This is a genomic window from Shewanella sp. Isolate13, from assembly GCF_022398325.1.
Classification (GTDB): Bacteria; Pseudomonadota; Gammaproteobacteria; order Enterobacterales; family Shewanellaceae; genus Shewanella.
This window is the reverse complement of the sequence record NZ_JAKEVD010000020.1, coordinates 69,945-84,257: the sequence shown is the minus strand read 5'-3', so window position 1 is coordinate 84,257 and position 14,313 is coordinate 69,945. Positions and strand designations below refer to the sequence as shown.

Here is a 14,313-nt window from a genome sequence, read left to right as displayed (position 1 = left end):
GCCTATGATCAAATACTATTTCTGAATTATTTATTCTTTTAAATCGTTAATTCAAATGACAGAACTAATATTAAGCGTTAATAAATGTTTTAGGTCTGTTTATATCAGGCAATAGCTATGTAGGACTAATTACCGATGAACGGGTGTTTGAAAGCAGGTTGACGTTAACGTCAACAGCACGTAAAGTGACTCTAATTTCGGTAATATAGTCACATGTGCGTTATAGCTTGTGGCTCGTTACTTAACTTCGAACATTATAAGAGACGTAAGAAGGAAGCCCTATGAAAGTATTGGTGCCAGTTAAACGTGTCGTCGATGCCAATGTAAAAGTCAGGGTTAACGCTGACAATACTGGCGTTGATACCGCAAACCTAAAAATGGCGATTAACCCTTTTTGTGAGATTGCTGTTGAAGAAGCCGTTCGTTTAAAGGAAGCAGGAAGCGCCTCTGAAATTGTCGTATTAAGCATCGGGCCTAAAGCCTCTCAGGAGCAGCTAAGAACTGCGCTAGCCTTGGGAGCCGATCGCGCGATTCATATCGAAACCGAAGAAGAGTTAGTGCCGTTATCGATTGCTAAGCTAATCCATGCCGTGCAGCAAAAAGAGCAGGCCGAATTGGTGATCTTAGGTAAACAGTCAATTGATGGTGATAACAATCAAACCGGACAGATGCTTGCGGCGATTGCAAAGATGCCACAAGCCACCTTCGCCTCAGAGGTGAAGCTCGATGGTGATAAACTTGTGGTAACCCGAGAAATTGATGGCGGTCTGCAAACCATTAATCTGCCATTGCCAGCAGTGGTTACCGCAGATCTTCGTCTAAATGAGCCTCGTTACGCCAAGCTTCCTAATATTATGAAAGCCAAGCGCAAGCCTCTAGAGACGCTTACCCCAGCAGATTTTGACGTTACGCTAAAGTCACATCAGACAATCATTAAGGTCACTCCTCCAGCTGAGCGTAGTGGTGGTGTGATGGTTGCGTCTGTAGAAGAGTTGGTTGAAAAGTTAAAGAATGAAGCGAAGGTGATCTAATGGCAATTTTAGTATTAGCAGAACACGATAACGCCAGTTTAAAGCTCGATACCGCTAAGGTGGTTGCATGTGGTCAGGCTATTGGTGGCGAGATCGACGTATTAGTTGTTGGGCATAATTGTGACGGCGTCGTCAGCGAAGCGCAAAAGCTTGCCGGTGTACGCAATGTCTTGGTTGCCGATTCGGCGTCTTATGCCAATCATTTAGCTGAAAACATTTCTGAGTTGATGCTTGGAATCGCGTCTGATTATGAACACGTTTTAGCACCAGCCTCAAGTTTCGGTAAAGATGTGTTGCCGCGCGTGGCAGCGTTATTAGACGTGTCTCAGCTTTCAGAAGTGATAGAGGTGGTCAGCAGTGACACATTTGTCCGCCCTATCTACGCAGGTAGCGTACTCGCGACGGTTCAAAGTTTAGATGACAAGAAAGTGATGACAGTGCGCTCCAGTGCATTCGATGCGGTTGCGCTTGATGGCAATGCCGAGCGGGTAGCTCTTACACAAGATGTTGCACCACAAGCTGAGTTTGTCGAGCAGAGTCTTACCGAATCGGAGCGCCCAGAGCTTGGCAGCGCATCGGTAGTGGTATCTGGCGGGCGCGCGCTCGGTAACAGTGAAAACTTCGCCCTTCTTGAGCAGCTGGCAGACAAGCTAGGTGGCGCGGTCGGTGCATCTCGAGCAGCAGTGGATGCGGGCTTTGTGCCTAACGATCTGCAGGTTGGTCAAACGGGTAAGATTGTCGCGCCTGATCTCTATATTGCCGTGGGGATCTCTGGGGCGATTCAGCACCTTGCAGGTATGAAGGACTCGAAGGTCATTGTGGCGATTAACAAAGATCCAGAGGCACCTATCTTCCAAGTTGCCGATTACGGTCTAGAGGCGGATCTGTTTGACGCTGTGCCGCAATTATTAGCCCAGCTTTAAGGCAAAAGCAGTCAAGCAACTTGCTTTGAGCCAAACCTGAGATGTTTTGTTAAGGTGTGCTCTTTGTTAATAAGTAGTGGGTTGTCTTGGTATTGTTGGTGATCTGTGTCACGATAAGCGGCTTTAGGGTAGCATCCCTAAAGCCGCTTATGTTTTTATGTCCGTCACGCTTTTTGAGCTAGTCTTAAATAGCGTCCTGAGAAGTAGAGGTGCATTAAATATGAGTATCGATAAGTAGGGTGATGCCACTGATCTATCGAGAAAGGATTTAATGCCGAAGTGACATAGCATATCGGGGCTAGTTGCTGGGGCTGCGACCAAATAGGGGCAGCACTGCCATAGTATTTCTTATCCGGAAGATAAGAAGATTTATATTGATGACGAACCATTAATATTACTATGGAGCGCTACTGATAGGACAGGTGTAATCAGATATCTATTGCTATATCCCACCAGTTCAGTCGCCCTCCATTCGTACTTAGCGAAGAATATAACTAAATGACAATTATAAGCTATGCCGATTCGGCTCTGTCGCTACTACCTCCGGTAGTCGCAATTGTACTGGCGATGTTAACGCGTCGTGTTTTACTCTCTTTGGGTGTGGGGATTGTATTGGGAGCGCTGCTGCTTACCGACTTCTCTGCCATGCAAACAGCACAATACCTAGGTGAGAAAGTTTCCGCTCTTGTTTGGGATGAGGGTGCCCTTAATAGCTGGAATTTATACATTCTAGGTTTCTTAGTACTGCTGGGAATGATCACTGCACTGATTACGGTTAGTGGTTCGGCGAGAGCCTTTGCCGATTGGGCGCGTACTCATATCCGTAATAAGCGCGATGCAAAACTCCTTACCATGTTCTTAGGCTGTGTGGTGTTTATCGATGACTACTTCAACAGCTTAGTTGTTGGTAGCGTCGCAAGACCACTGACCGACCGTTACTACATTTCTCGAAGTAAACTCGCTTACTTGCTGGACTCGACAGCCGCGCCAATCTGTGTGATCTCGCCAGTATCAAGCTGGGGTGCTTATATCATCGCCTTGATTGGTGGCATCTTGACGGCGCATGGTTTCACCGAAACGGGACATCTAAGTGTGTTCGTTGAGATGATCCCAATGAACTTCTACGCGATTTTTGCACTTCTATTACTGCTTTGCGTTGCCTTGATGGGGCTGGATATTGGTCCAATGCGTCAACATGAACTTAATGCGCAGAAGGGTGATCTCTATGATGAATCTAAAGGTTTACCACCGGGAGCCAACTCAGACTTACCAGAGGCTGACACCGGTAAGGTGATGGGATTGTTCCTACCTATCGCGGTATTAGTGTTGGCAACTTTTTACTTTATGGTGAGCAGCGGCGGTGATGCCTTAGCCGCTAAAGGACTAGAATTTAGCCTGATTGGTGCATTCGAAAACACCGATGTGGGTTCATCATTGTTCTTCGGCGCGTTAATTGGCTTAGCGGTGACCTTTGCTTTAGTGCTCTACCAAGGTGTAGAGAAATCTATGATCGCTAAAGGCCTATTTGAAGGCGCCAAATCTATGTTACCCGCTATCTATATCTTGCTGTTTGCGTGGACGATTGCAGGTGTGATTGGTCAGCTAGAAACGGGTAAGTATATGGCGAGCCTAGCAACAGGTAATATTCCATTTGCGATGCTACCAGCCGTGCTATTTATTCTTGCTGGCTTAACCGCTTTCTCAACGGGAACTAGTTGGGGTACCTTCGGTATCATGTTACCGATCGCTGCTGATATGGCGATGGGGAGCCACATGGGCATGATGTTACCTATGTTGTCGGCAGTACTTGCTGGGGCTGTATTTGGCGACCATTGTTCACCAATCTCTGATACCACCATCTTGTCATCGACTGGTGCAAACTGCCATCATATCGATCACGTGATGACCCAGCTTCCTTATGCATTAATCGTTGCAGGGATCAGCTTGGTGGGCTACTTAGTGCTTGGCTTTACGGAGTCGGTTATGGCTGGCTTGATTGCATGTAGCCTACTGTTTGTCATCAGTGTCATTCTACTGCGCATTAAGGCTTGTTCACCCGATGCCCAGTGTAAGTAAGTTAATCTTGTCAATCTGACCAAGCTTTGAGGAAGAAAAGGGAAAGTTAACTCATAGATTAAAGATAGGCATTAACTAAAAAAATCCGCTCTGTTTAGAGCGGATTTTTTGTTTTCAGGCTATGTATAGCGCTTTGATAGCTTAGTTTAGTCCACGACGCTCTAGTAGTGCCTCAGTTGTTGGCTCTTGGCCTCTAAAGGCTTTATAGGCATCCATAGGGGCGACGGTGTTGCCCACTTCACGAATCGTTTTTCTAAACTTCATGCCAATCTCGCGATCTAACCCACCTTGCGTTTGCACATAAGCAAAGGCATCAGCGGCTAAAATTTCACTCCACATATAGGCGTAATAACTTGCCGAGTAGCCACCTGGGAAAGCGTGAGCGAAGTAGGCTGACTTATAGCGCGGCGGAACCGCGGGTAAGTCTACGCCGTGCTTCTTAAGCGCTGCGGCTTCAAAGCTTGCGACATCTTGCAATGGCGCGCCAGCTTCAAGAGTATGCCACTCTAAATCCACAAGCGCTGCTGACATATACTCTAAGGTATCGAAGCCTTGGTTAAAGCTACGGGACTTAAGCAGCTTACCGAGTAATTCCTGTGGAATAGGCTCACCCGTTTCGTAATGTTTAGCATAGTTCGCTAGCACTTTTGGATGGGCTGCCCAGTCTTCTTCGAAAGTCGATGGGAATTCAACAAAGTCGCGTGACACCGCAGTGCCTGATAGAGTCGGGTAGGTAACTTTAGAGAACATGCCGTGAGTGCCGTGGCCCATCTCATGGAACATGGTGGTTACTTCATCGTAACTGACAAAAGTGGGTTCACCCTCAGGTGCCTTCTTAATGTTCATTACGTTAACGACAACTGGCTTGCTGTTAAGTAATTCTGATTGGGTCACGAACGAGCTCATCCATGCACCGCCGCGCTTACCTTCACGTGAGAAGTAATCGGCGTAGAAGATGGCCATACTGGTGCCGTCTTCATCGAACATCTCATAGGCTTTTACATCTTCATGGTATACAGGAAGATCGGGACGTGGCTTTAGGGTAACGCCATAGAGTGCTTTCAAGGTAAAGAACACGCCATCTTCTAAGACGCGATCAAACTCGAAATAAGGGCGAATAGCCGCTTCATCTAAGTCGAACTTCTCTTTACGTACTAGCTCGGCATAGTAGGCCCAATCCCAAGGTGCTAATTCAAAGTTACCACCAGTTTTGTCGATCATCGATTGGATATCGGCAGCTTCTTTTTGAGTGTTTTTAACAACGGCTGGTACCATAGAGCCAAACATTTTATAAACTGCTTCTGGCGTCTTAGCCATTTGCGGCTCTAGGCGGTACTCTGCCCAGTTGTCATAGCCAAGTAGTAGGGCTCGTTCAGCGCGTAGTTGGGCGAGACGGGCAACCAGTGATGCGGTTTCATTCTCCCCCTCAAGACCACGATTGGCAGAGGCTTGCCAGATCTGTTGACGTAACTCTCGATCCTCTAGCTGTGTCAGCACAGGTTGGCGGGTGGTGTTAGTGATATTGAGTTGATACTTACCTTCATGACCATTGGCTTTAGCATCGATAGCCGCGGCTTTAATGGCACTGTCAGACAAGCCTGCAAGTTGCGCTTTGCTATCAATGATAACGGCGATCTCTTTTGTTTGACGCATGAGACGCTGAGCAAACTCGTTGGTCAGTGTTGATTGTTCTTCGTTCAGCACTCGGATCTGCTGCTTTTGCTCTTCGGTAAGCTTAGCACCGGCGCGAACAAAGCGTTTATAGTAAACCTCGACTAAGCGACTTTCCTCTGCCGATAAGCCTAACTCTGCGCGCTGGTTATAGAGGGTTTCAATGCGTTTAAATAGTTCAGGGTTAAGGTTAATGTTGTCTGAATGTGCAGCCATTTTTGGCGCCATCTCACCCTGTACTCTGCGCAGCTCTGGGTTACTGTTTGAGCCAGTTAGGTTGTAGAAAACCTTTGAGGTGCGGTTGAGGAGTGTTCCGCTTTTCTCCATCGCCACTATGGTGTTTTCAAATGTAGCTGCTTGTGGGTTATTCGCTATCGTTAAGATCTCTTGATAGTGCTCCTTAATCCCGCGCTCTAATGCTGGTTGAAAATGCTCATCCTTAATCTGAGTGAAGTCTGGCGCTTCGTATTGTAGTTTACTCGCCTGTAAGAATGGGTTTTGTGTTTGCACCATCTCTACATTTGAATGTTGAGTTGGCGCCGTCGATGAGCAGCCGGTCAAGGCTAAGGTCGCGGCAATAGCCGCTGCAACGAGTGTCTTATGCATAGATTTTTGACTTCCTTTATTATAATTGTGCTTCTAATCTAATATTTGGGTATTAAAAGTGTCTTAATTTGATTGATTTTGTGCGCCAATGCAGTGTTTTGTGTGAGTTTTGTAGTCTTTGTCACATAATAAGACGGTAGTTAACGTTTTGTTTACGGAGAGGTTGTATATCAAGCCAGATAGGAAAATAGGTTTTTTTGCTGCTTAAGTCGAATTATGAGTTGTACTCACTAAATAACGGTGAAAAGTAAGTGTTTTGTCATAGATAGATTTTTCTCGGTTTATAACTAATATCCGTCACGGAATGGTGTCTGTAAGGTGATTTTTTATGGTAAACAGTCTAAACTAGCTGCGAATTCACCTTTAAGGATTTTAGTTTGGCGCAGCTCTATTTTTATTACTCAGCGATGAATGCGGGTAAATCAACTTCGTTATTGCAGTCTTCTTATAACTACCGTGAACGCGGTATGAATACCTTGGTAATGACGGCGTCAATTGATGACAGGTATGGCGTAGGTAAAGTCGCTTCGCGTATCGGTATTGAGACCGATGCTCAAGTGTTTGGTAGTGATGATGATCTCGCGAAACTGATCGTGACCGCCAATGAAGAACAAGTCCTACACTGCATCTTGATCGATGAATCTCAGTTTTTAAGCAAAGAACAGGTTAAGCAATTGACCTATGTGGTCGACATACTCGATATCCCTGTACTGTGCTACGGCCTTAAAACCGATTTCCAAGGTGAGTTATTTAGTGGCAGCCAATACCTACTGGCATGGGCCGATAAGCTAGTCGAGCTTAAAACCATCTGTCACTGCGGTCGTAAGGCCAATATGGTAGTACGTCTCGATGGCAATGGTAAGCCGATGCGTGAAGGCGAACAGGTCGCCATTGGTGGTAACGAGAGCTACGAGTCTGTGTGTCGTAAGCACTTTAGAGAATTTATCTGGGACTAATGACGATTGCTCCTAGAGATAAAGTAGGCCAACGCTAGCAAGTGTTGGCCTTTTTTGTAAATTTTTTATAGCGCTTATACATTGTTTTTATCTAATAAAAACAATGTAAGTTGTTACTAACCTCAAAGCCCCGCTATAAAGCGCTTTATATTTTATAAAATAACTGGCCGATAGCGCTTTGATAAAAAGTGACTTAAACCGCTGTATTTTTAGTGTTTTTTCTGCATAATTCGTCCCTTGTTTTTTTACCCTTAGTCTGTAGTTGTACAAGGATTTTAATGCAGCATAACCAAATTGTTGCACAACATATTGCCAAGCTGCGCAGTGATGTTGATGCCGCTACCTCTCAAAGTGATCTGCTTGAGGTCATCAATCAAGTTAAACACCATCCGGGACCCTTGGATTACCGCGATAAGATAACGCACGCGATTAAGTGGTTACTGGTTAGCGCTAGTGTTTTGTGTATCGTCTTCATATTTATGCGGCTCTGGTATGAACAAGTTGAGCCATTAGCTAAGTTAGTTATTGATTACTCTTGTTATTGGCTCCCAGTAGCGCTGAGCACATTGTTAGTCAGTTTTTGCCACGAGCGCGGTTGGTTGCCTGTCCCTATGCCTGTGAATTTTGCACTGCTGGTGGCTGCAATGGTTGCAGTGACAATATTTGTGCCTGAGTGGCCTAAAATCTATTGGGCGCTGATGTATGGTTTTGGCTATGTGATTAGCGTAGGCGAAATTGACGACCATCAATTTTCGCTGTGGTTTGTGTTGATTATTGCCAGCTCACTCACTTGGGTGTGGCTGGATTATCGTGCTAATTGGCGTAAACACCTTTCTGACAAAATCTTCCTGCAAGACGCGCTATTTAATAATGGCTTAAAACAAGCTAAGGCATCGGCAGAAGATAAAGTAAGCGCCCTTGATAAACAGTTTGTAGAGTTTCGTCGAGGTAATGGCAGCCGCGATATGCTGCAGCTTTTTGAAGGACAATATCAAGGCGAGCAGCACTGCTTTAACTATAAACTTTATCACTTTCAGTACACGGTAAAACGCACGCAAACCAGCTCAGATGGTAATGGCGGTTATAAAACCAAAACCGTGCATGAGGATCGCGACCGTTACGGTATGTTGCTCGATTTCCCATTTGCTAAAGGCTTATGCATAGATGCCGAGGATGAGGTAAAACTTAAAGGCTCGGTTTATCGAGAAAAGTATCAAACAGAATCGAATGCATTTAATGACATTTATCGAGTATTGGCTTGCGATAAACTCACCGCGGCACGCTTTTTATCCCCAGCAATGATAGAAACCTTACTCGATCTCAATCGGAATTTTATTTCGCCTATGGTAGAGATCGCCCCCGATGGCCGTTTGTGTATTGCCTCCACCAGTAAGCTGATTATTGAAAAACGTAAACATTCACTGGCAAAGCCAGATGAATTTTATAAGGAAATTGCCGGCCATACCGAACTAAAGCGGGTGCAAAAACTGCTTGAAGCGATCCATGATCTTATGCGCCTGTCGGATAATAATTTTGTAACCAATGCGAACAAAACAACTGACGCAACGCAATTAAATGATAGGGAGATCAACACCCATGCTTGCACATAATGCTCAAGTGACTCGCAATATTGCTGCTATTCGCAGTGATGTTGAAACAGCAAAAAGCCAAGATGACTTGATAGCATTAGTGCATAGAGTCGAGCACCACCAAGGGCCGTTAGATTATCGGGATAATTGGTATCGCTTTTTTTGCGCGCTTTCGCTGTTTTTTGCCTTGTTGCCGGTGGCTTTCGAGTTGGGACTCGTAGTCCCCGATTTTGTGATGCACATTCTGAGCAGCGCACTGGGCTACAGTGTGATCTGGTATCCGATGTTAGGCTTGGCAACCCTAACCCGTTTTTTTGAAGACAAGGGTAAGCGGCTACCCATCCCCGGGCCCTTATGGGGACGCATGCTATTGATGGCGGCTGTGGGCGCAGGGCTCAACCTGATCCCGCAATGGGCTCATTGGTATTGGAATATGTATTTCGAAACCTTAGCTTCGTTTTTAGGCTTTTGGTACCCAAGCTCAGGGTTTGCGGCGCATAACGGCGTGATTGGCGTGTTAATGCTGTTTTGGCTTCGAGGCCGAATGAAATGGCGCAATAAGTTGTCGGATACAATCTTTTTAAAAGATGCGTTATTTAATAATAATTTAGAAGCCGTGCCTTTTGAGGGCAAGAAGCTAGCTAAAGAACTTCAGGGCAGCTTTAAGGAGTTTGATCGCGGCAATGATCTACGAGAGATCCAGAGCCTCTACAAGAGCAGGTATCAAGGCGATATTCACCAGTTTGATTACCAGCTCTATCGTTTTCATTACGTCATAAAGCGCACTGAAACCACAACAGATGCGAATGGTAAAACCACCACGAGAACGGTCAGAGATCATTATTATCGTCACGGCGTATTACTTGATTTTCCTTTTGCCAGTGATATGAGTATTGCCAGTGACTTTGGCATAAAGCGCCGTGGTGAACGCTATAAAAGTGCCTCTAATGCGTTTAATCGCCAATATCGCGTCTATGCCAAAGAGTTGATGACTGCAGCACGTTTGCTATCGCCTGCAGTCGAAGAAAAACTCGCTGTATTTGCTAAACAGCTAAAAAAGCCAGTATTCGAATTCAGCCAGCAAGGAAGATTGTGTTTGGCGGTAACCGATGACTTATTAGCGATTAAACGAGTACATGGATTAGATAACCCCAAAGCGTTCGCCGAAGAGTTAGCAGGTCATACCGAATTAAAGCAAATGAAGCAAATGCTTGAAATAGTGCACGAGATGATGCGCTATAGCGATAACAACTTTAAGGTCAGCGCTTAAATCGGTGGCCAAAGTTTTAATCGCTTTAAGCCCAAAACAATTTACCCAGTTAAATAGAAGATAAAAAGGAAAGTTAAATGGATAGTTCAGTAATAGGCTTGATTGTTGTTGCCGTAGTGGTCGTCGCAGTCATCATGTTGTACAACGGCATTATTGGTAAACATAACGCTGTAGATCGCGCTTGGGCGTCGGTACTGACTCAAGAGCGCCAGAAGAATAAGATTATTCCTATGGTTGAGCAGCTAGTTGAGCAATACAAACTGCACGAGTCTGAAGTGTTAACCAAAGTGACTGAACTGCGCAGCGCCATTGCGGATATGAGCGCCGGTGTTGATACCGCCAAACTAGCTGCCGCTGAGCAGCGCACGAATGAATTAATGCAAGGCCTTAAGTTGACGGTTGAGGCCTACCCAGAGCTTAAAGCATCTGATGTGTACATGAAATTGATGGCTGAAATCAGTGAGCAGCAAGAGCAGATTGGCGCGGCAATTCGTATTTTCAACGCCAATGTAGAAGACTTTAATAATGCCATTGAAATGTTCCCAGGTTCACTCATCAACAGCATCTTGGTGCGTAAGCAGAAAATCGCGAGCTTTAGTGATAGCGAAGCACAAGCGGGATTTGAGTATAAGCCTAATCTTTAAGACGTTGGGCTGGGTATCAGGTTACGCCTGAGTTACGCCTCGCAGCTGTAAGCAATCAAGCTGCGCTTGATAAACGTCGTGGGATTCCATCCCACACCCGGGCAAGAGGGGACAACAGCTTCCCCCTCTTGCATCTCCCTAGCCGCCCTAAACGAAGTTGTCTTCCTCATGCTTATGGATAAATAGCTAACGCTTCCGATGGGGCATCCTGCCCCGCGAAAGCTACGCCGACATCCATGTCGGCATCACGCGATTTATTCCAACGCATTTCGGCAACTCCGAAGGGGAACAGGTGTTTTCTGTACGTTCAGTAACTCATTTTTGCCCCAAAGTCGGTTAGCCTTCGAATGAAGGTTGGTTACATTTTTGTTTGTATAGTCGCCATAGGATAACTCATTCTAAATTGTCGATTTAGAGTGATTAATCGCCTGCAGCGGGTGCTGGACAGGATGTCCGAATGTCGTGATCACATGGATGTGAAAGAACGACCTTATGTGCAGATACTGCCGTGACACGCCGCAAGTCCATCCTTGGAGGCTCGGCCATGACATCCAGTCATGGACGGTCACGGCCGTATCTACACTAGGTAATTTGCGTACTGATTAGGGCTCGTGGTTTTGGGTCTAACTTGGAGGTGCCCCTAAATCATTTTCACAGATAGAAGTGGTTAGTCGCAGAAGTTAAGCTTTGGCTATACAAAATCGAATGTGAAAAGTTTTGCATAGTCTTTAATTTATGCCTGTCCTATCTTTTGATGGCCACTTTGATTGCGTTGATGCAGCTTAGGCGCTAGATAATAAATTCTTGTAAATACATCAATCAGGACACGAAATGCAACCGGTTGCTATTCTCATTAGCGGTTGACTCAAACGGCACTCTAATTCACTATCGTAAAGGATAATGGTGCCTTGCGTGCTCAGTGGCTTAGGAATAGCCCATTTACCACTTCATAAAAATCTACAACCTCAGAAAAATCTGTTCCATTATAAGGAAAATAACGTGCAGACTATCAATGATTGCCGCGGCAACTTTAACGCGTTGTTGGCGTTAACATTTTCTCTCACCTTGGTGACAGCTTGTGATAGCGGCAACAATGAGACTCAAATACAGACAAAACTTTTAACCGAAAAAGACTTTGCCAATAATAGTCGCTTACGTGCGAGCCCCGAGCAAGGTACCGTTGCTTTATTTCTTGAGCCACCTTCGGCAACGTTAGAAGGTGATTCTAACGGCGAGTCAGGTTCAGATCTCATCCCCTACCAGTATTCGCGTACTCTCAAACATACATTTTGTTTTGAAGATAGTAACAGCAATTCAAATCACTCTATGGTGTTTAATAATAGCAATGGTGAGCAAGTACTGAGCATTACCGCCAATGATGAGTGTGTATCGGCAGTAATTCCAGCAGGCGAATACCAACTAGTGCTACCCACGGTCAGCATGTAGATACCACAGATACCACCTTCTTAGTGACAACACCTGACAGTGAATCGCAACCAAAAGCAAATAGCGTTAACTATTCAGTGGTTTCCAATTTACTGACAACCATTGGCAATGTGCTAATAAGCCCTGCTTACGCAGATACTAGCGATGATAATGTAACGACGCTGATTTCTACTAATACATGTCAAAATTGTGATTTATCGGGCGCTGACCTAAATAATGCCACGCTCACATTTGCCGATCTTTCTGGCGCAGATTTAAGTGATGCCATATTAACCAATGTCGATCTTTTCGAATCAACCCTTACAGGCACTAATTTTAGTGGCGCCGACATGAGTAACGGTGATTTTCGCGGTTCGGAAATGACCTATGCCGATCTGAGTAATGCCAACCTAAGTGGCACTTTACTTTCCAGCGCGCAATTATCTCCGGCAGATCTAGATAATGCCACTGTCACCGATACTGAGTTTGATAACGCTAATCTTGTTGGCGCAACATGGGTAGATGGCGGTATTTGTGATATCACCTCTGTAGGTTTTTGTAATTCAACTCCTGTTGCCGAAACAGATCCGTGCGACTCTGTTAAGCAGGGTGTTACCGAAGATGGCAACACCGTTTATAAGTGTTTATTGTTAGTCAAAGATAAAGAGGTTTGTACCACAGAAACGGGTGGCCTTGATGGCGGCACGCAAATCAAAACCTGCGAAGCAATAGATAGTTCAGAGCTAGTTACCTCTGTTAATTTGGTTGATATCTTCAGCCAAGTGAGCTCATCGCTAGATACCACTTTGGACAACGACACACCAATGGCGATTTTAGCCTGGGGAGGAGAAGGTGGCATTGGCACGAATGGTGGACTCTGGACCTCTGGCGGTGACGGTGGTAACAGCGGTTTTGCCTCAACAGTCACAACACTCTCTCATTTCCTCGATGATTATGGACAAACATCATTCAATTTCTTCATCGGTGAAAGTGGCACACTGAGTAATATCGATGGTGACGGCGGTTCGTCGACTCTGGTGATGATTGCACAAAGCAGCCCAACTTCACTTGAAGACGATGTCATACTAATTGCCGGCGGTGGCGGCGGTGGTGAGTCATCTGGATGGCTGAATGATGGCACTGATGGCGGCGCTGGTGGCGTTGCGGCCTCATCAATTATTGGCCAAGGAACCATTGGCGTAGGCCAAGCCATTATTGATGTCGCCGACGGTGGCAGCACCAATGAATGGGGTAATGGTGGCAATGGCGCCAATGACGGCAAAGACGGTATTGGTGGTCAAGGCGGACAAGGATATTTAGGGCTTAATAGTGAATGGGTAAATGGCGACCCTGGAGTCGGTTCTGACGGTAGGGGCGGGAATGCTGATGATAGCTTTACTGCTTCTGGCGGCGGTGGCGGCGGAGGTGGTTATGGTGGCGGCGGTGCTGGCGACGGTGGAGCCGGAGCGGGTGGCGGAAGCTGGTCAGTAATCCCTGCCACCACCTGTAATAGTGCCCCGACCCAAGACACGGCACCTTCGAACCCTAGTTCATCAAGTGACGACTTTGGCAGTAAAGACGGCGCTATTGAAGTTTGGATATTTCCAAAGGGCTGTTAATCACAGCTAAAACAAGCTGAGAGCGGGGGATTTTCTGTTCTCAGCCAGCGCTTTGCGTGTTAGCTCACCTGTATTAGTAAATGCCGAGAATATTGGAAAAGAGGTGGAAGCTAATGTAGAGATATGTAGGGTCTGGGTAAACTCCCTAATTCTACGACCTAGCTTTAGACCCCTTCTTGCCCATGTGTGAGCTGGAAGTTCACGACCTTTATCAAGCGCAGCGTGATTGCTTTAGCTTAAAAAGCGACAAGGCCTCGCGTTGAGGCCTACCAAGGTTTCCACCAATGTTCACTATTCTGCCAGTCTTGATGGTCATCAAACCCTGAATCTAAGATGTAATAACATTCACCATCAAACCTTAAGCGGGTAATGGTGGTGAGGCTTTGAGTGCTATCGGTAAGTTTGTGGCATTTTTCATTCCATCGTTGGGTTTTGTGTTTAGGGTGGTATAGTTAGGTTTAGTGGTCGCGTTGCTCACACCTTAATGCGGCGTTATGATTTTT

Annotated in this window: 10 protein-coding genes and 1 riboswitch; of the genes, 9 read left to right on the top strand and 1 reads right to left on the bottom strand. The window is 45.8% G+C overall.

The genetic code is table 11. The annotated features are described in order from the left end of the window. Window positions 1-281 precede the first annotated feature (281 nt). The 3 genes from L1D44_RS13720 (at window position 282) to L1D44_RS13710 (ending at window position 4,030) form a co-directional block, all read left to right on the top strand. Window positions 282-1,031 carry an electron transfer flavoprotein subunit beta/FixA family protein gene (locus L1D44_RS13720; protein WP_239891472.1) on the top strand — a complete coding sequence of 250 codons (750 nt, stop codon included), beginning with the start codon at window positions 282-284 and terminating at the stop codon, window positions 1,029-1,031. After that, on the top strand, window positions 1,031-1,954 hold the full coding sequence (locus tag L1D44_RS13715; RefSeq protein WP_239891469.1) for an FAD-binding protein: 924 nt from the start codon (window positions 1,031-1,033) through the stop codon (window positions 1,952-1,954). The genes L1D44_RS13720 and L1D44_RS13715 overlap by 1 nt, the downstream gene beginning before the upstream one ends. Window positions 1,955-2,150: 196 nt before the next feature. Continuing rightward, a riboswitch (Lysine riboswitch) is annotated at window positions 2,151-2,372 on the top strand. 80 nt (window positions 2,373-2,452) lie between these two features. Further along, complete coding sequence (locus L1D44_RS13710) at window positions 2,453-4,030, top strand: Na+/H+ antiporter NhaC family protein (RefSeq protein ID WP_239891467.1); 1,578 nt, start codon at window positions 2,453-2,455, stop codon at window positions 4,028-4,030. 141 nt (window positions 4,031-4,171) lie between these two features. On the opposite strand, the gene L1D44_RS13705 is transcribed toward L1D44_RS13710, so the two are convergent. Further along, window positions 4,172-6,307 carry a M3 family metallopeptidase gene (locus tag L1D44_RS13705; protein WP_239891465.1) on the bottom strand — a complete coding sequence of 712 codons (2,136 nt, stop codon included), beginning with the start codon at window positions 6,305-6,307 and terminating at the stop codon, window positions 4,172-4,174. Window positions 6,308-6,684: 377 nt separating this feature from the next. On the opposite strand from L1D44_RS13705, the gene L1D44_RS13700 reads away from it, so the two are divergent. The 6 genes from L1D44_RS13700 to L1D44_RS21775 all read left to right on the top strand — a co-directional run bounded on the left by L1D44_RS13700 (window position 6,685) and on the right by L1D44_RS21775 (window position 13,810). Next, window positions 6,685-7,263, top strand: a complete 579-nt coding sequence (locus tag L1D44_RS13700; protein ID WP_239891463.1) for a thymidine kinase — start codon at window positions 6,685-6,687, stop codon at window positions 7,261-7,263. A gap of 278 nt (window positions 7,264-7,541) precedes the next feature. After that, on the top strand, window positions 7,542-8,873 hold the full coding sequence (locus L1D44_RS13695; protein ID WP_239891461.1) for a DUF3137 domain-containing protein: 1,332 nt from the start codon (window positions 7,542-7,544) through the stop codon (window positions 8,871-8,873). Beyond that, a complete protein-coding gene (locus L1D44_RS13690) occupies window positions 8,860-10,122 on the top strand; it encodes a DUF3137 domain-containing protein (RefSeq protein ID WP_239891459.1) in 1,263 nt (420 codons plus the stop codon). Before L1D44_RS13695 ends, L1D44_RS13690 begins: the two co-directional genes overlap by 14 nt. A gap of 77 nt (window positions 10,123-10,199) precedes the next feature. After that, window positions 10,200-10,766: a LemA family protein gene (locus L1D44_RS13685; RefSeq protein ID WP_239891457.1), complete on the top strand. Its 567-nt coding sequence runs from the start codon at window positions 10,200-10,202 to the stop codon at window positions 10,764-10,766. Window positions 10,767-11,765: 999 nt separating this feature from the next. Then, window positions 11,766-12,212 carry a hypothetical protein gene (locus L1D44_RS13680; RefSeq protein WP_239891455.1) on the top strand — a complete coding sequence of 149 codons (447 nt, stop codon included), beginning with the start codon at window positions 11,766-11,768 and terminating at the stop codon, window positions 12,210-12,212. Between the two features lie 23 nt (window positions 12,213-12,235). Further along, complete coding sequence (locus L1D44_RS21775; RefSeq protein ID WP_345773636.1) at window positions 12,236-13,810, top strand: pentapeptide repeat-containing protein; 1,575 nt, start codon at window positions 12,236-12,238, stop codon at window positions 13,808-13,810. Window positions 13,811-14,313 lie beyond the last annotated feature (503 nt).

Bases quoted from the DNA above. Each gene is read 5' to 3' on its own strand.
- L1D44_RS13720 (WP_239891472.1), top strand. From the start codon at position 282: ATGAAAGTATTGGTGCCAGTTAAACGTGTCGTCGATGCCAATGTAAAA.
- L1D44_RS13715 (WP_239891469.1), top strand. From the start codon at position 1,031: ATGGCAATTTTAGTATTAGCAGAACACGATAACGCCAGTTTAAAGCTC.
- L1D44_RS13710 (WP_239891467.1), top strand. From the start codon at position 2,453: ATGACAATTATAAGCTATGCCGATTCGGCTCTGTCGCTACTACCTCCG.
- L1D44_RS13705 (WP_239891465.1), bottom strand. From the start codon at position 6,307: ATGCATAAGACACTCGTTGCAGCGGCTATTGCCGCGACCTTAGCCTTG.
- L1D44_RS13695 (WP_239891461.1), top strand. From the start codon at position 7,542: ATGCAGCATAACCAAATTGTTGCACAACATATTGCCAAGCTGCGCAGT.
- L1D44_RS13690 (WP_239891459.1), top strand. From the start codon at position 8,860: ATGCTTGCACATAATGCTCAAGTGACTCGCAATATTGCTGCTATTCGC.
- L1D44_RS13685 (WP_239891457.1), top strand. From the start codon at position 10,200: ATGGATAGTTCAGTAATAGGCTTGATTGTTGTTGCCGTAGTGGTCGTC.